The organism is Pseudomonas sp. MSSRFD41 (genome assembly GCF_014230245.1).
Lineage (GTDB): Bacteria > Pseudomonadota > Gammaproteobacteria > Pseudomonadales > Pseudomonadaceae > Aquipseudomonas > Aquipseudomonas piscis.
In genome coordinates, this window is the sequence record NZ_JACKZK010000025.1 from 41,776 (window position 1) to 62,994 (window position 21,219).

Consider the following 21,219-nt stretch of genomic DNA (forward strand, 5'->3'; position numbering starts at 1 on the left):
GAGAGCCAGCATGAAAAGAATAATTACGAAAGCTTCAGGCCTTGTCATCGCGTGCGCAACCCCACTGGCAATGGGGTTCACCTTCGAAACTGAAACCCTTCACGGTTCGTTCGACTCCACCATTTCCGCCGGCATGGGCGTGCGCACGGAGTCGCGCGGCTGCAATCTGATCAACCAGGGGCCGACCGGACACAATGTCCCCTCCGGCTGCCTGGCGCAGAGTTCTGGTGTGGCCGATCAGGGCGATCTGAACTACGACCGCGGCGATATGTTTACTAACTACCTCAAGGGAACTCACGAGCTGTTGCTGAAGTTTCCCGAGGACGTAACCTTCATGGCGCGTGGAACCTGGATCCGAGACTTCGCAGCCACCGATACCACTGGCACGCAATCATTCAACACTCCTGAAAGTGTCGGTAGTAACGGGCTCAGTGATGCTGCTCGCGACGATCTTGCTTTCAAGGCTCGCTTGCTGGATCTATGGGTGAGTAAAGGCTTTGATCTGGGCGAACAGCGTGTCCGAGCACGCCTGGGTAATCAGGTCATCAACTGGGGCGAAAGTCTGTTCGTGGCTGGGGGCATCAACAATACCAACGCGTACGATTATCAAGCCCTGGCCCGTCCTGGGGTACAGCTCAAGGAGGCTGTGCTGCCGGCACCGATGATCAGTGTCGCCTCCGGCCTGGGCTCGGGAGTCAACATCGAGGCCTACTATCAGTTCCGCTGGAACAAGAGCGAACTGCCGCCGGTTGGCAGCTATTGGTCCACTAACAACGCCCTCGGCGAGGGCAGGGGGGATTACGGGTTTTCAGAGAAAAAAGCGCGGGACAGTGGCCAATGGGGCATTTCGTTGCGCTGGCAACCGGAGGACAGTGATGTCAACTATGGCTTCTATGTGATGCGCTACCACGACAAATTGCCGTCGCTGCGTGTGGATATTCTGGACCCGAACACCTTTTCGGCAGCACCAACCTGGCGTTATCAGGAAGATCGGATGATGTATGGCGTCAGCGCTAACATGCCCATAGGCGACTGGGCCATAGGTACCGAGTTGTCCTATCGGCCGAAAGACTCGGTCATGCTTAATCCGGTCATCGATCTGTGTGCTAGCAATGGCGGCAAATGCTGGAAGGATGAGAAGAAATTTCAGTGGCACCTGACCGGCCTGTATAGCTTCACGCCTTCCAACTCGCCGATGCTGCTCGATTTCACCGGGGCTAGCACGGGTAGCTTGCTGAGTGAACTGGTGGTGATCAAGTACCCGGGGTTGCATGATCAGGTTAACGGCGAGCCGCTCGCAGCGGGGCTCAACACCTGGCAACTGGATCCTGCGTCGGCGCCGAAGTCTCGTGGCGACAAGACTTCGGCGGGGATCAATTTGGACTTCAGCCTGACCTATGATGGCACGTTGCTGCCGGGCTGGCAGGTCACCCCTGGGGTGTTTTACGCACGCTCGCTGGGAGGGCGCACGCCGAACCTCTCAGCCACCTTTACCGAAGATGCCAGCAGCATGAACCTTTATCTGAACTTCGTGCGCAACCCGGCTAGTTGGCAGGTCTCTCTTAACTACGCAAAGTTCATGGGCGGCGATACGCCTTACGATCAGTTGTATCGTGACCGCGATTATGTCGGTATCGCGATCTCTCGTACCTTGTGAGGCCTATCGTGAACAGTTCTGTAAAACTGACTGATGCTCAGGCGCGTGGCGTTTTGCCACGCGTCGAGCGGGTATTGTTCGGGCATCGTTGGCTGGTGCTTGGCGGCTTGGCTGTATTCACTCTGATCATGGCGTGGTACGCGGTGCAGCTGCGCATGGATGCCGGCTTCGAAAAGCAACTGCCGGTCGGCCATGAATACATCGAGACATTCGAGGCGTACCGCAATGACCTGATGGGGGCCAACCGCTTGACCATCGTGGTCAAGGCGCGCAAAGGCGATATCTGGAGCGCATCTGGCCTGAAGCGGCTGTATGACGTGACCCAGGCGATCAGTTTCCTGCCGGGAATCTCTCGCAGCAGCGTGCGTTCGTTATGGACGCCCAATGCCTTTGTCAACGAGATCACCGAAGAAGGCTTTCGTGCCGATCCGCTGGTGCCTGGCACTGTTTCTCCCGAGCACTTGAACGATCAGGTCATTGCCATGATTGCCAATTCCACCGCGCAGGGAGGCTTCATTGGCACCTTGGTTTCCCGCGATCAAACCAGCGCGATGATCACTGCGGAGCTCAATGAGTACGAGGCTGACGGGACGCATCTGGATTATGTCGCGTTCAACCAGCGGCTGGAAAAAGACATTCGCCAGCCGTTCGAGGATGGCGAGTTCGAGATCCAGATAATCGGCTTCGCCAAGCAGATCGGCGACATCGCTGATGGCGCATCGGCCGTGCTGGAGTTCTGCTTACTGGCGCTGCTGCTGACCGCCGCTGCGGTGTATTGGTATTGCCATTCGGTGCGCTTTACCTTGTTGGCGCTGGTCTGCTCGCTGGCCTCACTGATCTGGCAGTTCGGCAGCCTACGTTTGCTGGGCTATGGGCTCGACCCCCTGGCCGTCCTGGTGCCGTTCCTGGTGTTCGCCATCGGGGTTTCCCATGGTGTACAGCAAATCAACTTCATCGTTCGCGAGATTGCGATCGGCAAGAGCGCCGAAGCAGCGGCGCGCTCAAGCTTCACGGGCTTGCTGATCCCCGGGACGTTGGCGCTGGTGACGGCCTTGGTGTCATTCGTGACACTGCTGCTGATACCGATTCCGATGGTGCGGGAGCTGGCCATCACCGCCTCGCTTGGCGTGGCCTATAAGATCATCACCAATCTGCTGATGCTGCCCTTGCTGGCGTCCATGCTGCGGGTCGACGACAAGTACGCGACGACCCAGGAGGTTTCCCGACAGCGCCGTACTCTTTGGCTGCGTGGCTTGTCGCGGCTTGCTGAATGGCGCAACGCCCAGTGGGTGCTTGGCTTGGCTCTGGTTATCTTTCTGGTGGCGATCTGGCAAAGCCATGACCGTGTCGTCGGTTCTTTACAGGCGGGGGCCCCGGAGTTGCGCGAGGACTCGCGTTTCAACCGCGATGCCGTTTCCATCGCCAATAACTATGACATCGGCCTGGACTGGCTCAGCGTCGTGTTCGAAGCTAAGCCGGAGGACGCTGGCGAAGGCGTGCCGGCGGCGTGCGAGGATGTTGCGGCCGGACAGTACCAGGACCGTTTTGTCTGGGCCATGCAGGGTGTGCCTGGCGTGCTCTCGGTGGCGTCGTTCTCGACCAATCTGCGTCAGTTCAACGAGGGGTACAACGAAGGCAACCCCAAGATGGCCGTGGTCCCCATCGACCCGATGAATTACGCCGCGCTGGCCACCGAGGTGGCACGCACGCCCGGACTGGTGCGGACTGATTGCAGCATGTCCGCCGTGCACCTGTACCTGGCCGACCACAAGGCCACGACAATCAACAGGGTGGTGCAAGCTGTCAAGGCGTTCCGCAGCGAGTATCCGCTGTCGGGTCTGTCGATCCGCCTGGCTTCGGGGAACGCCGGGGTTCTCGCGGCCATCAACGAGGAGGTGGAGAAGAGCGAAACGCCCATGCTGCTGTATGTCTATGCCGCGATTGCATTGCTGGTGTTCGTCGTCTATCGCGACCTGCGAGCGGTACTCGTGTGTTGTCTGCCACTGACCATCGGTACGTTCATTGGCTACTGGTTCATGAAGGAACTGCAGATCGGCCTGACCATCGCCACCTTGCCGGTGATGGTGCTGGCCGTTGGGATCGGCGTCGACTATGCCTTTTACATCTACAACCGCCTGCAATTGCACTTGGCGCATGGGCAGTCGATCACCAAGGCGGTCGAGTTCGCATTGCTTGAGGTGGGCGTCGCTACGATCTTCACTGCGATCACCCTCGCCGTGGGTGTTGCTACTTGGGCGTTCTCAGGCCTGAAGTTTCAAGCGGACATGGGCAAGCTTTTGGCCTTCATGTTTATTGTCAATATGGTTATGGCCATGACGGTGTTACCTGCCTTTGCTGTTTGGCTGGAACGAGTGTTCCCTCGTAAACGCCCTGTGCGTTTGATTGGCGCAATGCTTCACTGAGGAAAAAAGATGCGATTCAGGAGTTCATTCATCTTAGCCGTGCTCGCCGTAACACTACCCGTAGTGTTTGTCCGGGCCGAGCCATTGCAAGCAGTGCCTTCGGCGCCGGCGAGTAATGCCACGCAAGCCACCATGCTGGATGCAGTTTGGGCTGGTGAGCGTGTGGTTGCGGTCGGCGATCATGGCGTCGTGTTGTTATCCGACGATCAGGGCAAGCATTTTCGTCAAGCGAGTGCGGTACCGGTGTCGTCACAGCTGACGGGCGTGTCGTTTGTGGACGCCAAGCGCGGTTGGGCGGTAGGGCATTGGGGCGCGATCCTCTCTACCATTGATGGTGGTGAAACATGGCAGATCCAGCGCTTGTCCAGCACTGAAGATCGGCCATTGTTTGCCGTTCACTTCTTCAACGCCCAGCAGGGTGTTGCCGTAGGGCTGTGGTCCTTGATACTGCTTACAAATGATGGCGGCCAGACTTGGACAGAGCAGACCTTGCAGGCACCCTCCGGCGCCAAGAAGGCCGACCTCAATTTGATGGGGCTGTTTGCCGACAGCCGCGGCACGCTATACGCCACGGCCGAGCATGGGCAGTTATTGCTCTCCGAGGATCGCGGAGGAAACTGGCGTTATTTGGATACGGGCTACGAAGGTACCCTTTGGTGTGGGGCTGTTTTGGCCGATGGGAGTCTGTTGCTAGGTGGTCAGCGTGGAACGCTGTTGCACGGTTCGGCGACAGTAAAGGGGCTTAGCAGGATTCCAACGCAGAGCAAAGGCTCTATTACCTCTATAGCTGTAGCAGGATCCCGAGTCATGGCGGTTGGCCTGGACGGATTGGTGCTCCAGAGCGGTGATGGCGGACACAGCTTTCAGGAAAAGCAATCAGTTGATGGCCTCTCGTTAACTGCCGCGCTGTTCAACGTTGAAGGGGGGGCCGTGCTGTTTTCCCGTCGGGGTGTGTTGGCTGATCAGTATTGACAGGGGATTTGTGTTTCCGCCAGCCAACTAGGCATTCTAAGGCCTTGGTTACACAACTATCAGTGATGCGACTAGTTCGCTTTCCATAACCTTCTCGAGTGATTTGCACCACCCATGAGTACGCCGTCCTCCTGGCCACGCCCCTCAGAACCCGTCCGTGAGCTCATGCGCAAAGGCGCAGAGCTCGCGCAGACGCTACCGCGAGAATGGATCGATCGTCTGAATCAGTCACTTTTCTCTTTAACTGAAGATGCGAAGCTGCTGGATGATCCAGTCATCCTTGCGGCATTAAGGCGTGCTAACCGATCAGAGCTGCTACATTGGGCTAACGCAAACCTGCAGCGTCCTGGAGAACCTGTGGAGCCCTATGTGTCGGCTGATATGGTTGACACGGCCAGAGAGCTTGCCCGCAGAGGAGGAGCTGAACTGCTTATGAATCTCGCAAGGGCGACGCAAAATGCAGCCTGGGATTTGTGGATGAAAATGGCATTCAGTTTGACGCAGGATCCAGTGGTACTTGAGGAGTTCCTGGAGATATCACTTCGCTCCATCTCGGAATTTATCAATAGCAACATACGCGTGATGATGCAGATCATCTTGGAAGAGAAGAACACCCAAGCCCACGACGATCCAATCGATAAGCGCAGCCTGGTGGATCGTTTACTCGATGGTAGAGATGTGGAAATGGAACAGTTCGGACGGCGCTTGGGTTATAGCCTCTTTCAGAAACACCGCGGTTGCCTCGTCTGGAGTGAAATACCGGACGCAGACATCCGCTTATTGGAGGAGATGGCTCGAGCCTTAGCTCATTTAACTGGTACAACAGCGCCTCTGATAGTGTTCGCAGGCCCCGCGACTCTATGGGTTTGGTGCGTTGCGGCGAAGCCTCTAGATTTGAATTTACTACAGGGGCTGGCTAGGCAATTTCCAAATGTCCGCGCAGCGATCGGCTCTCCGGGGGCAGGTATGAATGGCTTTCGCCAATCACACTTTGAAGCCCTTGCCACTCAGAAATTGATTGGACGTTTAACCGGGGCTCCTGCCGTTGCTACGATTGATCAAGTGAGGATGGTGTCTCTTATGACTCAAGACGTCCGCGCGGCCAGACAGTTTGTTTTGAACACTCTGGGGCGTTTGTCGACGGCCCCCATGGTTCTTCAGCATTCTTTACATGCTTTCTTAGTCAACGGTTGCAACATCACTCTCACCGCAGAGGTATTGGGCACGCACCGTAATACATTGTTGAGGCGGCTGGAGCGTGCCCAGGACTTGCTCCCTGTCCAGTTTTCCGATCATCGTATTCATATTGCCGCAGCACTTGAACTCGCGATTTGGAGCTCTCCGGTGGACAGCGGTGAGTAATCTATTGGGGGAAAGTTGTTCGCTTTCCTTTGTTTTGTCCATTTTTTAATTGGCCCTTTCGGGTAAGGCTTTTACCCTTCTGATCCATTCCGTTCGCCCTTCAACACCATTTGCCCGTGGGCCATTTCCCTGTAGGTTTATTCGGAGGAGTCTTAATGAAGGCGATAAGATGCAGGTGTTACTGTAAATAATCGAAAAATGAGTTTTCAAATTGGTGTGGTGGATCAGCTTTACAATTAACTCAAATCTCAGCAGCATCTCTATTGTATATATGGAGAAAACGGTCGTAATTTTATCACTCATTGGCCTAATAGAATAGACGTTGTCTAGTTCGATTAACGTAATTCTAGTTGCGGCGACGAACGGTGATGTGTAATCCTTGCTCGGCGCCGCATATCGGCGCCGGGTGTGAGAACCCGAATTGATACCAGCGGGTCGCGTTATGGCGATCCGTAGGGCAGGCGTTCGCGTCTGGCCGGTCTGGTATCAGCCGGTTTCTCACCCCTACGGGTCGCCGCCATCCAATCTCTGATGACGGCACAGCAGAGCCATTCAGGGAGGAGGAAGCGGTATGGAGCATTTCGATAGTCAGACCAAGCCAAGTATTTACGCTGAAACGGCTTATGAGTTGATTCTCAGGGGCGTTAACCGCTTTCAGTCTGAAGCAGATAGGCGGTTATTGTTGGATTCTCTACTGTGCCAATGCGCTGTGTTTGCCCGCATAATAGCGGGCGAAGAGGCATTTCAGGATTTACTGGAACGGCTGAAAAACTTTAATTTCGATGCTGAGCTTCAAGCGGATACTCATATGCATTGATTCTTGCTTATCAATCGTTGGGTGACTGCCCATAATGGCAATGATCGCTCATATCAATAACAGATCATGCATAGCTCTACCGCCCAATCAGGCTTAATTCTTCCGAGCGAGTTTATTTATTTCAGATGTCGTGTGAGCTCCATTGCGTCATGCAAGACTCTCACGACCTCAACGACCTGATCCTCATTGCGTCGATAGAATACGATGTGTCTGGGCCTTACTACTCGGCCTTCAGTATTATCCAATCTGCAGAAGAACAGGTGCAGGCTTCGCAGGCCTGGCGAGATCTCCTCGCGAGTGACGCTGCCTAACCTCTCAGGCTCCTCTCCAATGGGTCGAAAAGTGTTCTGCAGGAGACTCTGGTACCGACGGCGGGCACCCTCGCCAAACCTCACTTCTGTGTACCGTAGGATGTCGATGACGTCAGTTCGGGCCTGCTTTGAAATGTGTACCTGGAGCTGGCTCATTCTTTTTCGCTTGCCAGCTGGCCCAGGTTCTCGAAGTAAGCCTCCAGATCCTCAACAGCTACAGCATCAAACTGCCCAGACTCAAGCTGCATGATGCCGATCGATGTCGCGTTGCGTAGGGCTTCGAGCCTGGCGGACTCCGATGCTTCATGCTCGAGCAGCATTCGAAGGCCGGCACGCACGACCTCGCTGAAGTTCTGGTAGCGGCCATCCCTTACCAACTGGTCAATTGACTGTTCCATGGGGTTGGGGACTATTACGTTGTGTGTGGCCATGAGGGTGTCCTATGTGATGTGTGGCATGGCATTTTACGCCATGTCTCTTGCTAAAACATCAAAGGTGTCGTATACCTCAAAATATGGTGTTCTTACGGACTCGGGACATAGATCATGACAGCATCAGCCACTACAACCTTTGCTCATTGCCTCGGTAGCGCACTGGGGACTGCGGCACGATTCTGTCTGCATGATCGCAACCCAATGGTCCGCTGGATCAAGCGAGCAATCGTTCTTGTCGTCTTGGGCGCTGTCCTGGTGAACTCATTCAGTTGGATCCTTTCTGCTCTTTTGATGATGATCCCTCTGGGTTTCGGTCTTTTCGCTTTTTCGAAGGCTGGCACCAATAAAGTGGATCTTTTTGTCAAAGACAAAGGAGCTCCCTACGGTCGTGATGGCGTTATGGGGGCTCCTCTCAATATGTGGGGAGAGCGGCGCGATGGTTTCGATCGAGATCAGCATTAAGGAGCTCGCTACATTCAGTGATACAAGCTCCTGCCGCGTTTATCATTGACTGCTTGCTGAAGTTACAGCGCTTTTAGCTATACCTCCTCCTTGACTCCCTGCCTGACCAACTGCATCTGTTCCTCTGGTTAGCCCATTCAGAGCCGAACCCGCCTGTACTCCGGCCCACCCAAGAGTAGCTATCCAGAACATCGGCAAGATGATGAACATGGCCCCCATGACGAAGTTAAGGATTGCATCCTGAGTGGTTGTGTTGAGCCCCATCACCGGGTCAAACGAAAGATGCGGTGAGCCTGAGCCGTAAAGTACGTCAATGATGGTGCTGTCTACCCAACGCGCCAGTTGGAACCAAAAGTCGACAAAGATCAGTGCGAAGAACACTACTGACATGGTCATCGCAACATTCAGCTGGTAGGCACCAATGATCAGTACCAGGGGCAGGCAGATCACCATTGCCATCTTGAGGAAGGCCATCACCATCGGCAGTGCCTGACGAACGATATCCATCCCCGGAAAGTACGCCAGTGAGCCCACTCCAACTCCGAGTGTTCCGCCGGCGCGAGCTAGCCCGTTCCACATTGTCCCGCCGATCTGGCCACCATAGTCGGAGTACACTTCTCCATTGACCTGGCTGGACGGTGAGACGACCTGTCGAATCATTGAGTCCGTGACTTCGTCCTTAGACAGCCATTTCGCCCAGCCAAGAAACTTGTTCATCAGGGTGGGATCGACCTGCGCCTGCAGGCGATCTCGTAGACCAATGCTGCCGTCCGACCACCATTGCTTGCATGTCGGATAACCTCCACCTCCGGTGACCTGGGGCAGCCCATCGTCTCGTTTAGCGTCGTATGGCCATGCTGTGCGAGGAGTCTTGGAGTAGTCCGTGTCGTAATAGCCAGATGTGTTCAGCAGGAAGCGTGAACCGATCCAGTTGAGGTCCTGCAGGGTTTTTGGGTCCTTTGTGATAGACCCGAGTTCCGGCTGACGCATGAAGAGGCGCGCCCGGGAAGGGCCGAAGCAGTCGTGTGTGAAGTCAGCCACCTCTTGAGCAAGCAAGGGGTTATCAATCCGGATTGCGTCGACGTCCATCCGCATCTGCCTAAGGTCGGTACCGCAGGGGATCGCCGCTACCGCTCCGCTATTCAGGCCCTTGCTCAGCGAGTGCATCACAGCCCACCAGATCGGGATTCTTGCGCTCTTGCCGGTCAGCGAACTGAATGTGGTATTCCATCCGGTATCCCCTGGGGCCGGTAGCAGGACCTGGCATTGCTTAGCCCTGGTCTGGTCGAACTGGAGGGTATCGAAGCCCACGCTCATCACTGGGATCGCGCACAGAGAAACAACCACGTAGCCGATGTACAGCTGGGTCTCAATCCTAGCCAGCGACAAGACCCCCTTGTTGCCTTCATCTGCACCTTCCTGGCGGACCTTGATCCATTCCCTCACGACGATGATCAAGAAGGGGAGAGCGAACAGGCCGGTGTCAGAGATCATGTCCCAGATTCCGTTGTTGATCAGCCAGCCGACCAGTGTCAGGTAGAACTCCAGGTAGTCGTTCGTGTAGAGGGTCATAGAATTTCATCCCAGGGGATCGGCGCCTTACTGATCTCAAGCACCAAGAACAACATCAGAACGAGCCCTTCGACACGTATGAGGCGCTTTTGGGCTTGTGCAGATGGTGAGGGTAGCTGTCGCTTCAAACGCAGCCAGGCGACGACGATGAGGCTGTAGAGGAGCAGCCTCCACAGCAGCATCGTGAGGTAGTTATTGCTTCGCCATGTCGACCAGGTCTCCATGGCACCTAGATTGTTGAGTGCAATCAGGCTGATCACAACGCACACAATCATTAAAAACACACACAGGGCCAGGCCACCCGCCAGGCGCCTAATTACCGTGGGTTTCTTCTCGAGGTCCTCTGGCAGGCTCATGAGTTACTCCCTGCCTGCAGGTTTCTGCAGCTGTTGCAGGCGATCGCTTTCGGGAGCAGCTTGGTAGATCGTCCGAGAGTTCTCAGCGCGAGTCTTGCCGCGCTCAATGATCGCCATCGGTGAGTTGTTCGCCAGGTCGCGCCGAAGATCCAGCTCCATTTTGAGATTGTCGATTTCCTTCTGCAGAACCTCGGATTGGGTGGTTGTCTGTTCCACGGCCAGATTGTTCGCGGCGACGTTCGATTCTCGAGATCCTGTAATCAGCATGCGATTCAACATCAGCGCTTTGCCCAGGATGTCCGAGAGTGCCACCTCGGATGCCAAACGCTGTGCCAGCACTGCTTGATCGCGCTCATCCCGCAGTGCGTTGATCACACCGCGGGTAATTGGCAGAGAGTCGCTACTGGCCTCTCTCAGTTTTTCTGAAGTGATGTGCGTACCAGGTTTCAGCAGATCCTGGATGGCTTTCAGTTTTTTATCGTAGGTTTCCTGGATCAGTGGCGTGAGCCCCACGCCGGGCGTCGAGGCACTGGAGCAGCCTTCGCAGGTTTTGATTTCTTGCTCGCCCAGGACCCGGTTCGCAAACTGCGCGGCTTCGGTAGGAGACTCCCAGTAACCGCACACCAGGCCGTTCGAGCAATTCGATTGTTGAACGCGGGAGGTCTCAGTAGCTGAGCGGCCGTTGAGCAGGTTGTAGCCGGCTTTGACGACGTCGCTTACAACCTTGATGGGTTTTTGTCCTGAGCCGCCTGCTTGCTCACCCCCTACCCACGTGACCCCGGAGTTACCTGGGCCGTTTTCGACTTTGTCCACGACGGCAACAGCGTCATTCCCCGAGGATAAGGCCTGTCCCATTTTTTGTCCTTCTGCGACCTTCCCCCAGCCGGCCTGGCCACCGGCGATGTCGGCCATGCGCTCGGCCATTGCCCTGCAGGTCCCCTTCGATCGATCGTAATCGAGGCGCGCCTGCAGGATGCCGTTAGTCAGCAGGTTGTACAGTGCGGGGTTTGCTCTTTGCAGAATCAATGCCGGCAGCGACATCACCGCGCCTGTTGCGCTCTGGATGACGTTGCTCATGATGTTTTGAAAGCCCTGCGTGGCGCCGTTTAGTTGGTTCTCCAGGGTATGGCTCAAGTCCATGTTCCCGCAGATCAGGTTGTTCTGCCATCCGGCTCCGACGGTGATGCTTTCCATCTGCCCGGCGCTACCCATGCTCACAGCACTGCCCCCGCCGATGCTGTAAAGCACGTCGTCACCAATCACACTGCCCTGAGACTCAACCTTGATTGGATCTGGGTCAGCCGCAAAAGCCACGGTACCGCTCAAGCTGATGGCTAATCCGATAGCCTGGGTCATCTTCTTCATTCTTCACGTCCGTCGCTGAGTTATTGAAAGTCGGTGCTGCCGAGGAAAATCTGCCCGCGCCGTTGGCAGCACGAGTAGGGGCGCCAGAGAGACCAGGCATAAGCGCCATTGGCCGCTTCCATATCTGTGCCTATTCCCCAACCGCTGGTAGGAAATGTTGCGCAGGTAAGGCTCAAGGACGGCGTGAGCTGCTGCCACTTTCCGGTCGAGTAGTCGTCCTCGAGGAGTTCGCCGGCAGGCCAGTAGCCAGGCATTGGGAAGGTCCGCATTGGCACGTAGACGTGTGGTTGGCCCACACGGGTTGTGATATCGCCGGCGCGTTGAGCGATCACGGCAGCGGCTTTGAAGTCGTCGGATTGGTGAATGAATCCGCTGCGCGGGTAGATGCTCCCCCACATGTTCGCGGACAGGAGGCCACCAACCTCCCTCAGACCAGGTATCAAGGCCTCTGGATAAACGACTTCGGGGAGCCCGTGGCGCCATGCAAGGGTATCGAGGGTACTGAGCATGTACGGAACGAAGGGGAGGGTGGCCCCTGGGCATGCGTAGCCCGAAGCGGCTGCAAACTTGCTGAAAACAGCCCCACCTGGGTGCCCGATTACGTCAGCGTTTTTGAACTTCGAGATGTTGTTTTCGGCGTTGTGGTTCGTTGTTCCGTTGTTCCCGGCTTGCGCTGTGGGATTCGGCATACCCATCGGGCTGACTTCCACCCATGGGTTTTCGCCGGTATTGGCGTAGGCCGACACAACGGCGTCGGGCACGTAGTGACGGACCTTGACCGAGGTCTTGACCTTGCAACCGAAGGGCGTACACAGCAGCCAGTAGCAGATCCCTACAACACGATAATCCAGGCAGGTCGGGGAGGCAGTAGACGCCACGATTGCCGCGGTGTTGATCGCGGCCGATGCTGAAAATGATGTGAGCGCAGTCAGCGCAAATGCCAACGTGCGAGACCTCATTGCTGCCTCCTCGAGCGATCGATAGCTTTCAAGGCAACTGCAACGTCAGGTTGGCCGTAGACAACGTACTTTCGGTCGACTACTACAGCTGGGATCTTCTCAATGCCGGCACTCCAGGCATCAGTCAGCCCCTGCTGCGCCTTGGCCAACTCCCCGATTAGGCGGATGCCCTCTGCGCTCTTCATCATTCGTTGAGCAGCGATTGTGGCCTGCTGGGGATTGGGGGGAAGGTTACGTGATAGCTGGTTTTCCAGGCGCTCTTGGTCATCCAGCAAAATGACGCGAACCTGAACGCCTGCAGGAATCACTAGTGGATGCACGGAGTCGGTAACTGCCCAGGCTTCAGCGTGAGCGTTTCCGAATGCAAGTGAACCGCAGATGATGAGGAGTATGGTTTTGAACATACGGGCTGTACCTGGTCATTAATAGATAGGTACAGCCTGGGTCGACTCAAAACTGAGTGCAGTAGAAAATAGATAACCAAGACGTTGGGATTTCTTGGCGTCGGTTACGGCCATCAAGTCGTGCCGATCAGTGTTACTCCTCTTGAACTTGAACTCTACCAACCTAGCGCGATAGGCGGGGGGCTCTGATGTGATGGAAAGAATGGTAAGACATCTTCGGCTACCTCCTGAATCACTTCAGCGGCAGGTCGCTGTGAAAATTGAATGCCGAGCGCCGCATGATTCACTCCTGCAGCTTGCCACTCTTCCAATAGTGCTATCAGGCCATTACGTCCTGTGCGGAGTACATATCCACCTTGCTGAGGAACGCGTGGGTGGTTAGGGTCCTCCACAAGATCAAGCCATTCATTTGTCATGTGTGGTTTAAAGCCACCGTCAGGAATTAGGTTGCGCCATGCTTTGATTTTCTCCTCTAGTCGCTTTGGTCCTTCTGGGATATGTGTGGCCTCAGGATAGGTCAGCCAACCATCAGCGTAGTCGGCAACCCAACCCAGTGTTTGCCTCGATGCACCGGTCACAATTAGCGGGATTGAGCCTGTAGCGGGCTTAGGGAGAAGTTCAGCTTCATTGAATCGACCGAGTGGCGAGTCAATTGATAATCTGCCTGCTCTCATTAGTTGGCGAAAATAAACCACAGTTTCGGCGAAGCGTTCGCCACGTCGCTCATGTTCCAAACCATAGGCAGGAAACTCAATCGGACGGTCTCCCGACGCTATACCTAGTACCAAGCGGCCGCCTGATAGTTGGTCGATTGTGGCTGATGCTTTAGCTAGGTCGATTGGGTGGCGCAGGGAGAAAATGGCGCTTCCTGTAGCTAATGCTACTTTCTTGGTTCTAGCGGCGAGGTACGAGAGATAAGTGAAGGGATCGAAAACCTGTCCTGCGTCACCAAACAGGGGGTCGAACAGCGGAACATCTCGTACCCAGACAGCTGCAAAATCATGGCGATCAATACGTTCTACTAGTTCAGTCTGTCCGACCAATACGCTCATTTCGCCTGAATAAAAATGCAACGGTAAGAAAATTCCAATGGTCAGACATTCGGGGGCGAACATCCGCCGGTAACCGGGGTGTGAATGGAACGCTGAGAACGGCGCGCCCTTAGATATTGAAGGGGTCATCATTTGTGTTTTCCTTATGCACCTGTTGCCGGTTCTGGGAGTGTTATGCCCTTACGCACGGCAGGTCTCCGGGCAATGCGGGTAAACCAGGCGTTCATATGCTGGTACTGACTGAAGTCGAAGTCGATGATGCGAGCGATATGCATCCAGCCAAAATGGGAAATGTCGGCTATGGAGTAATCATTGCCAGCTATGTAGGGATGCAGGGCTAGATGTCTATCAAGCACACCGAGCACGCTGTCTGTCAGGCATCGATAGCGCTCGATGGCGGTCGGTATTTTCTCTTCGGAGAAAATCTCGAAATGTACCCGCTGCCCGATAATTGGGCCGACGCTGGACGAGTTCAATTGCAACCATTTGATGGTTTCCCAGCGTGCCTTAGGTTCTTGCGGTAAAAGCCGCCCAGACTTTTCGGCGAGGTACAGCAGGATGGCCGCCGACTCGAATAGCGTGACACCAGTATCATCATCGTTGATGACTGGAATCCGGCCATGCGGGTTGAGTGCTAAGAATTCCGGTTGTAAGTTTTCCCCTGCACTGATTCGAACATGATGAAGACGATAAGGTAGTTTGAGTTCTTCTAAAGCAATTGTGATCTTGAAGCCATTGGGAGAACTATCAGTGTAGAGGTTGATCATCGCGCAACTCCTAGGCGAGTTGCATAGCTTGGAAGGATGAATGCTGCACAGATCAGACCGGCTAGTACCATGCCCGCGGAAACTAAAATGGCGTAGCTAAAGCCTTGAGTTGCGCTGCCTCCGTTGGCGAGAACGGCAATGCTGACAGCAACTCCAACCGCAAGACCGACTGCTGAGCCTACTTCCTGAGTCGTCGTGAGCATCCCGCCTGCCAACCCATGATCAGAGGGAGCAACACCTTCGATACCTGCGACAGTCCAGGCTGGAAAGGCGGCTCCGTAACCAATACCTGCGAGCAATGTGCCAGGCAAGATGGATGTGCTCCATGTGGCATCAGTTGAAAGCGATGTACCCAGTAATGCGAGACCAGCGATAAACAGGCCCATTCCCCCGAGGATGACAGGCTTGGTATTCATTCGTGCAATCAAGGCCGGGCCAATCCAGGCGCTTGAAAGTGTGAATGCGGTTGCCATGGGAAGCAGTCCCAGCCCAGTCTTCGTTGCGCTGAAGCCCAGGACCTCCTGCATGTAAAGAGCGACTACTACGAAGGTAGGGCCCAAGGCGGTATTCGCGAGTAAAGAAACAATATTTGCTCCGCCCGTCGAGCGCTTCCAGAAGATAGGCAGCGGCATTAAAGGGGACGCAACTTTTCTTTCAACCTGCACAAAGGCGATCAGAAGGCCTAGAGCCAATAGAATTAGGCCGAATGTTTTGGGGGAGGACAAACCGACGTGCTCGCTATTAGCAAAAGCAAAGACCAATGTTGCTGCACCACTAGCAACTAAAACGGCGCCCCATATATCCAACCCTCCAGAGACCGTCTGAGGATCTGGCTTACCAATCGGTAGGACACTCGAACAGGCGATGACCAGAACTCCGACAGGCACATTGATCCACAGCACCCAGCGCCACCCCAGGGCGTCTGTTATCACGCCTCCCATGATCAGACCTGCGACGAACCCACTTGCGGCTACCGCAGTCCAGGCTCCCAGAGCGCTGTTTCGTTGTTTTGGATCCTGAAATACTGTCAGAAGAAGTGAGAAGGCTGCAGGAGAAAACATCGCGGCCCCCAGGCCCTGCATAGCCCTGGTGACAATCAACATCGTCGTGCTCTGCGAGAAACCTCCCAGAAGCGATCCAGCAGTAAAGAGCGTCAGCCCAATCAGAAATACCCGTCGCCTGCCAAACATATCGGCTGCACGACCGCCCAATAAAAGAAATCCCGCGATGGCTACGCCATAAGCATTGATGACCCACTGTAATCCTCCAGGAGTAAAGCCCAGGCTTTGCTGGATCTGTGGTAGTGGGATCATGGTGATGGAAAAGTCGAGCAGCGCAACGAATTGCGTTGTGCAAAGCAGAATGAGGCATAACTGCCAATATCGGTGAGTCATGAGAACCGCCTTTTAGATTTAGTTTTTCTTAACAACAGTGCTATTTCTAAACAGGCAGTATCATGTCTATAATTTTAGATAACCAAAAATCATCATTTTTACTTCCGGGCTTTAGAAAATCTAAAACAAATGGTTAAGTCATTACCTTTACAAGCTCTGCGTACTTTTGTTGAGGTCGGTCAGCGTGGCGGGGTCAAGGCTGCTGCTGAAGCCCTGCATGTCACACCAGGGGCGGTCAGCCAGCAAATTCGATTGCTAGAAGATCGGCTCGGAATGGCGCTTTTTACTCGTGAGCGTCAGGGGCTGCGTCTGACTGATGCGGGGGCTGCCGTTCATCCGTCGTTGTTAGCAGCCTTTGTACAGATAGATAGAGCAATTGATACTTTGGATGCGATAAAGGGGCGCCAAACTCTAACGGTCAGCACAGTCGCAACCTTTGCCGCATCCTGGCTTGTCCCGCGCCTGGGACGATTCAACGAACTGTATCCGCAGATTGAAGTACGAGTCGAAGCTACTTCTGCACTGGTGGACATGCGCCGCGACCGAGTCGATGTTGCGTTGCGCCATGGATTGGGGGGATATCCTGGGCTTGATGTGAGCCGGCTAATGGCTCCGGTACTTGTACCGGTAGCTTGCCCTGGTGTTGTTGAAAATGGCCGTTTGCTTAAGGAGCCGGGGGACTGTCTGAATTACCCTCTTCTGCATGATAGTGATCGGGCTGACTGGCCGTTGTGGTTAGCAGCGCATGGTGTCCCTGAAGATCCTAGGGCTGAGCGTGGTACGGCGTTTGAGGACGATTACTTGTTGATTCGGGCGGCGGCGGCTGGCCAAGGATTGGCTTTAGTACCACAAGAGTATGCTCGGGACGAAATTGCTTCAGGACGCTTGGTGCAGATTCTAGACAAGCCTTGGCCAGCACGTTTCGCCTATTATCTGGTGACATTACCTGGTGCTATAGAGCGCCCGGAGGTTAAAGCGTTTGTGGACTGGATAAGAACAGAAGCACAAACATAAAACAGAGAACCTTAGCTTTTAGTACTGAATAGTCAGCCTATCCATTGCCGAAAGTATCGATACTTCGTCAACAGGGCCTTCAAGTCGGACAGAACGTCCTGTTTGGGTATCAGTAATCTCTATTGTCGGTGTTGCTGCTACTCCAGCCTGCTGTGCCAACTGCAGTTGCCGATCGACCTCTTGAGCGACCTCTGTATCGAGAGCCGCACAACGATCAAGCACTGCTGTGTCAACACCCGACAGGACAATAGGCGTGACCAGTCCTTGGCCATCGCCCCGCGTGTGCTGCAGAACCTGCTCAATCGCATTCCAGAATGCCTTACCCCCTCCAAGTTTGCCGGCACATTGCACCAGGCGCGCCTCTTTCAGCGCTGCAGCTCCATGCATCTGCAGTGGAAAATGGTGCCAGACGAGGTTGACGTCTGTTTGCCCATCGATCCACTGCATGAGTTGTGAGGTGTAAGTCCTACAGTACGGACACTCGAGGTCGGCATACTCGGTGATGGTCCACCTGGCATCCGGTTTACCATAGAGCCAGGAACTCTCTTGCCCCTTGTTCGAGCCACCTGGTGATTTGCTTTTCGACAGGTACACCACAGGAATCGCGATAAACATGATTAATGCGATGGCCACGATCATCGCAAAAAGTACTCTGTCCGTACGCTTTGCGCTCATGTCTTAGGTTCCTCGGTGGCCTTAGAGGTCTTGGCCAGTAACTTTTGTCGTTCCAGGGCCGCTAGAAGGTCCTTAACGGTTTCTTCCTGTTGTGGGTGTCGCTGTAACCACTCGTTCAGTGCTGACTGAATCTGTGGCATCACTTCGCGACGATCAAGAGCATTACTTTTGATCTGTTGCAGCTCTTCGATCAGTACAGGGGCACACACCTCTAGCGCCTGCAGGGCATCCTCGCCCGGGCTTTTAAGCAGCTGGGTCAGGCTCTCGATTAAATTCTGGGTCAAGGTATTGAGGACTCTCATGCCTGGTGCTCCATGGCCTTGTTTTCAGGGAATTTGATGGGGAACGATGCGATACCGCGCTGCCGATCGAGATCCGCGGCTACTTGAAGTGCTGCATGAAGCTCATCGCATCCCAGCTCCTGCATGATCTTGAAGCGCTGGGCCTTTTCTTCACTTTCGGTCATGGCCAGGGCGAGATATAGGCTCGGTGGTACTACACGAAACAGGAACTCTTTGCCTTTGCCTAGAAGCACACCTTCGGTGAATTTCCCGCTCTCCTTACTTGCAGAAAGGATCATTTTTTTCTGTGCTGACGTGAGCTCGCGGAAATTTGCAATTTTCTCGACCTCATCGGGCGGCATATTGAGGCACATCCACCACTCAATCATGTTGAGCATAGGGGCACCGGAGGCTGGGATGTCATCGATGTTTTGTGTTGCTAGCCAGAACCAAGCACCGAGCTTTCGCCACATTTTCGTGATCTTCATGGCGTAAGGGAGCAGCAGGGGGTGCTTAGTGATGATGTGGCCTTCGTCAGTGATTTTGACGATCGGGCGCCCTTTGTACTGATCGCGTTCGGCGATGTTGTTCACTGTGTTGAGCATTGAGATGTAGGCGATCGCAAGCTGGGCCGCATAGCCTTCGCGAGCGTAGGTTGCGAAATCAACGACAGTCAGGTCCGCTTCAGGCCAGGGTGTGCCTTCGCGGTTGAACATCTCACCGTCTGCACCCATGGTGAACATGTCCATCGCCTCGGCCATTTCCGATAGCCGGTTTCGCCTAGTTTCTGAAGTGCCTTCGTTACGAGAGGCCTCGTAAAGGGCGTCACGCACGTCCTGGGTCAACACCACGCGCTCCGCCCTCAGGCAGGTATTGGCAGCGGCCAGAATGGCTTGTCGGATGGCACTTCGGTCGGCCCTGGTCATGCGTTCATCTTCTTTTTCCTCGCCGCCAGTGATCATCAAACGGGCAATGATCTCCATTTCGCCGAGGATGTCTCGCTGCTCATCTTCCATTTCTGCGCGCTGGGAAGTGGCGTCGGAGGCTTCGATGTCGTCCGCATCGAGGACTTTGACCAAGTTGGGGGTCTGGACCAGTTTGATGGCATCTGCGAACGGGGCAAGACTCACGCCGGAGCCCGGCGCAAGGCGCACTCGATGCACTGACAGCCCCAAGTTTTGTGCGAACTCTGCCAGTAAGCCGAAGCTGTTACCGGCCTCGGCGACGTACATCCTCGGGCCGTAAATCGCAAGCATCTGGCAGATCACGTTTGTCAGGGACGCGGATTTACCGGATCCGGTTGGGCCGAAAATAAAGCCATGGGCGTTCATTTGCCGGTCAAGCCGGTTGAAGGGATCGAAGGTAAGAGGCGCACCGCCGCGGTTGAAAAATGTGAATCCTGGGTGGCCGGTTCCTGTCGAGCGCCCCCAGATGGGGGCCAGATTCGCAATGTGCTGAACGAACATCAGCTGGACGTACCAATCCATGGCTCGACGTTCGTTCGGATCGAAGTTGCAAGGCAACCAGCGCAGATAGCTATTCAGAGGTGCGACTTCATCTTGCGGCATCACAGGATGCATGCCGGCAGCTTGCAGTACGTTGCAGAGCTGGGTTGATCGCTGATCCAGCTCTGCCCTGTCTTTGCCGCTCAGAAAGAAGGCCACGCTGGCGCGATAAAGTTTGTGCTTGCGACCAAGGATGGTGCGAGCAGTTTCAACGTCTTGCCGCGTGTGCAGGGAGGCCTGTGTATCACCAACGGCTTTCTTTGACAGCTGCTCGAGGTGCCCCTCGAGAAGGTCCTGGGGTGTCGGCACCATGGTGATGCAAAGTGTTGTGTTCTCAGGTAGACGGTCAAACAGGGCGTTGAGCGCATCTGCTTGTCTAATTTCACCCGTTAGATGACCGGTCTTAGGCGGGTTCTTCAACCGGTCGAGCATCACTACGCGATGGGGTCTGCCATCGAAAACCCACAGGCCTCTATCGACGTCTGACAGCGGCTCTCTGAAAAAAAGGTTCTGCGAAAAATCAGTGCCACTGGCTAGAGGAAGCTCACCGGCCTCGAGGTCACGGGGCGGCTCACATACTTGTTCGTAGAACCGGCGAATGTCCTGGTCACTGTCGCCTAGATGATCGGGGTATGGATTGAACCACCGGATCAGCCAATTTTGGATTCCCGTTTCGTCTAGGCGTTTTGCAACGACGCCGGCGTTTGCCAGGGCGCCGATGAGTCGCTCGCAGATCAGTTTCAGGTAGGAGCCAGGATCTTGGCCTCGCACGTTGAGATCCTGTTTCTTCACCCGCCGGTACACGACCAGGCGAACCTTCCTGTTCTGACCACGCCATGGCAATTTGCTGACTGTCGTATCTTCGAAAAGTCCACCAGGTTTCGAAATCGCGTCCAGGTGACGCTGAAAGAGGGCCAGGTAGAGCTTGGTGAACTCGCTCCCTTGCACTCGAGGATGCACGTATTGGTTCAAATTTTCCCGGTATTCGTCCCAGCGTGTTTCGTCTTGAGCATAGAGTTGTAGTACCCAGGGCGAGCTTTCCAGCTCATCCAAGCTGTCCTGCAGAGCATTTTCAAGTGCGTCCCTGGCAAGATGTAGCCATTCGGCTTCTCGACCCTCGGTCCCGATCGGTACAAGCTCAAAGAAAGCCGCGCGCGATACCCCGTCCTCGAGCAGCATGGCCTGCTCCTCAGGCAAGTATTCGACCCAGGGCAATAGGTCCACAATCGACGGAGCAACTTCGTAGAGCTTCGCTACATCGCTCTTTTTTGCCGGTTGCGAACCTTCACTTGGAGTTGGGATTCCCAGCGCCTGCAGGCGCTCCAGGTAGCGCTCCCGGGCTTGTTCGAGATCAAGGTGAACAGGTTCATTTGTGAGTTGTTCGTCAGACCTAGCCGAGAGGTTGAGTTTGTCGCGCAGGCGCTCGAAGAATCCCAT

At 55.0% G+C, this 21,219-nt stretch carries 20 protein-coding genes; 7 read left to right on the forward strand and 13 right to left on the reverse strand.

Translation table 11 applies throughout. From position 1 onward, the window contains the following. The first annotated feature begins 10 nt into the window (after window positions 1-10). The 5 genes from H7A76_RS26760 to H7A76_RS26780 all read left to right on the forward strand — a co-directional run bounded on the left by H7A76_RS26760 (window position 11) and on the right by H7A76_RS26780 (window position 7,231). Window positions 11-1,657: a DUF1302 domain-containing protein gene (locus tag H7A76_RS26760; protein ID WP_312026272.1), complete on the forward strand. Its 1,647-nt coding sequence runs from the start codon at window positions 11-13 to the stop codon at window positions 1,655-1,657. 8 nt (window positions 1,658-1,665) lie between these two features. Next, window positions 1,666-4,080 (forward strand): efflux RND transporter permease subunit, encoded by a 2,415-nt coding sequence (locus H7A76_RS26765; protein ID WP_185701291.1) that lies wholly within the window; start codon window positions 1,666-1,668, stop codon window positions 4,078-4,080. Between the two features lie 9 nt (window positions 4,081-4,089). After that, a complete protein-coding gene (locus tag H7A76_RS26770; protein WP_185701292.1) occupies window positions 4,090-5,052 on the forward strand; it encodes a WD40/YVTN/BNR-like repeat-containing protein in 963 nt (320 codons plus the stop codon). A gap of 165 nt (window positions 5,053-5,217) precedes the next feature. Beyond that, a complete protein-coding gene (locus H7A76_RS26775; RefSeq protein WP_260498089.1) occupies window positions 5,218-6,414 on the forward strand; it encodes a CdaR family transcriptional regulator in 1,197 nt (398 codons plus the stop codon). Between the two features lie 571 nt (window positions 6,415-6,985). After that, entirely contained in the window at window positions 6,986-7,231 is a 246-nt protein-coding gene (locus H7A76_RS26780; protein WP_185701294.1) for a hypothetical protein, read from the forward strand. Window positions 7,232-7,347: 116 nt separating this feature from the next. On the opposite strand, the gene H7A76_RS26785 is transcribed toward H7A76_RS26780, so the two are convergent. Beyond that, window positions 7,348-7,698, reverse strand: a complete 351-nt coding sequence (locus H7A76_RS26785; protein WP_185701295.1) for a type II toxin-antitoxin system RelE/ParE family toxin — start codon at window positions 7,696-7,698, stop codon at window positions 7,348-7,350. Beyond that, window positions 7,695-7,973: a type II toxin-antitoxin system ParD family antitoxin gene (locus H7A76_RS26790; protein WP_185701296.1), complete on the reverse strand. Its 279-nt coding sequence runs from the start codon at window positions 7,971-7,973 to the stop codon at window positions 7,695-7,697. Before H7A76_RS26790 ends, H7A76_RS26785 begins: the two co-directional genes overlap by 4 nt. A gap of 114 nt (window positions 7,974-8,087) precedes the next feature. Between H7A76_RS26790 and H7A76_RS26795 the strand changes: the two genes are divergently transcribed. Then, window positions 8,088-8,438, forward strand: a complete 351-nt coding sequence (locus H7A76_RS26795; RefSeq protein WP_185701297.1) for a hypothetical protein — start codon at window positions 8,088-8,090, stop codon at window positions 8,436-8,438. A gap of 42 nt (window positions 8,439-8,480) precedes the next feature. Here the strand turns inward: H7A76_RS26795 and H7A76_RS26800 are convergent, their stop codons facing one another. The 8 genes from H7A76_RS26800 to H7A76_RS26835 form a co-directional block, all read right to left on the reverse strand. Beyond that, window positions 8,481-10,010, reverse strand: coding sequence for a conjugal transfer protein TraG N-terminal domain-containing protein (locus H7A76_RS26800; protein WP_185701298.1), 1,530 nt, complete (start codon window positions 10,008-10,010; stop codon window positions 8,481-8,483). Continuing rightward, window positions 10,007-10,366 carry a hypothetical protein gene (locus H7A76_RS26805; RefSeq protein WP_185701299.1) on the reverse strand — a complete coding sequence of 120 codons (360 nt, stop codon included), beginning with the start codon at window positions 10,364-10,366 and terminating at the stop codon, window positions 10,007-10,009. The genes H7A76_RS26800 and H7A76_RS26805 overlap by 4 nt, the downstream gene beginning before the upstream one ends. A 3-nt stretch (window positions 10,367-10,369) precedes the next feature. Further along, window positions 10,370-11,731 (reverse strand): integrating conjugative element protein, encoded by a 1,362-nt coding sequence (locus tag H7A76_RS26810; protein WP_185701300.1) that lies wholly within the window; start codon window positions 11,729-11,731, stop codon window positions 10,370-10,372. A gap of 20 nt (window positions 11,732-11,751) precedes the next feature. After that, window positions 11,752-12,690, reverse strand: a complete 939-nt coding sequence (locus H7A76_RS26815) for a TIGR03756 family integrating conjugative element protein (RefSeq protein WP_185701301.1) — start codon at window positions 12,688-12,690, stop codon at window positions 11,752-11,754. Next, window positions 12,687-13,094 (reverse strand): TIGR03757 family integrating conjugative element protein, encoded by a 408-nt coding sequence (locus tag H7A76_RS26820; RefSeq protein WP_185701302.1) that lies wholly within the window; start codon window positions 13,092-13,094, stop codon window positions 12,687-12,689. Before H7A76_RS26820 ends, H7A76_RS26815 begins: the two co-directional genes overlap by 4 nt. Window positions 13,095-13,249: 155 nt before the next feature. After that, the gene (locus H7A76_RS26825) at window positions 13,250-14,278 is read right to left on the reverse strand and encodes an LLM class oxidoreductase (protein WP_185701303.1); all 1,029 of its coding nucleotides are present in this window, start codon (window positions 14,276-14,278) and stop codon (window positions 13,250-13,252) included. 11 nt (window positions 14,279-14,289) lie between these two features. Continuing rightward, window positions 14,290-14,913, reverse strand: coding sequence for a glutathione S-transferase family protein (locus H7A76_RS26830; protein WP_185701304.1), 624 nt, complete (start codon window positions 14,911-14,913; stop codon window positions 14,290-14,292). Beyond that, window positions 14,910-16,307, reverse strand: a complete 1,398-nt coding sequence (locus tag H7A76_RS26835) for an MFS transporter (RefSeq protein ID WP_185701305.1) — start codon at window positions 16,305-16,307, stop codon at window positions 14,910-14,912. The genes H7A76_RS26830 and H7A76_RS26835 overlap by 4 nt, the downstream gene beginning before the upstream one ends. Before the next feature lie 129 nt (window positions 16,308-16,436). Between H7A76_RS26835 and H7A76_RS26840 the strand changes: the two genes are divergently transcribed. Further along, complete coding sequence (locus tag H7A76_RS26840; protein WP_185701306.1) at window positions 16,437-17,321, forward strand: LysR substrate-binding domain-containing protein; 885 nt, start codon at window positions 16,437-16,439, stop codon at window positions 17,319-17,321. An 18-nt stretch (window positions 17,322-17,339) separates the two neighbouring features. Here the strand turns inward: H7A76_RS26840 and H7A76_RS26845 are convergent, their stop codons facing one another. The 3 genes from H7A76_RS26845 to H7A76_RS26855 are packed head-to-tail and all read right to left on the reverse strand — an operon-like array spanning window position 17,340 to window position 21,219. Beyond that, window positions 17,340-17,996, reverse strand: coding sequence for a thioredoxin domain-containing protein (locus H7A76_RS26845; protein ID WP_185701307.1), 657 nt, complete (start codon window positions 17,994-17,996; stop codon window positions 17,340-17,342). Beyond that, window positions 17,993-18,298 carry a hypothetical protein gene (locus H7A76_RS26850; protein ID WP_185701308.1) on the reverse strand — a complete coding sequence of 102 codons (306 nt, stop codon included), beginning with the start codon at window positions 18,296-18,298 and terminating at the stop codon, window positions 17,993-17,995. Before H7A76_RS26850 ends, H7A76_RS26845 begins: the two co-directional genes overlap by 4 nt. Next, window positions 18,295-21,219: a conjugative transfer ATPase gene (locus tag H7A76_RS26855; protein ID WP_185701309.1), complete on the reverse strand. Its 2,925-nt coding sequence runs from the start codon at window positions 21,217-21,219 to the stop codon at window positions 18,295-18,297. The genes H7A76_RS26850 and H7A76_RS26855 overlap by 4 nt, the downstream gene beginning before the upstream one ends.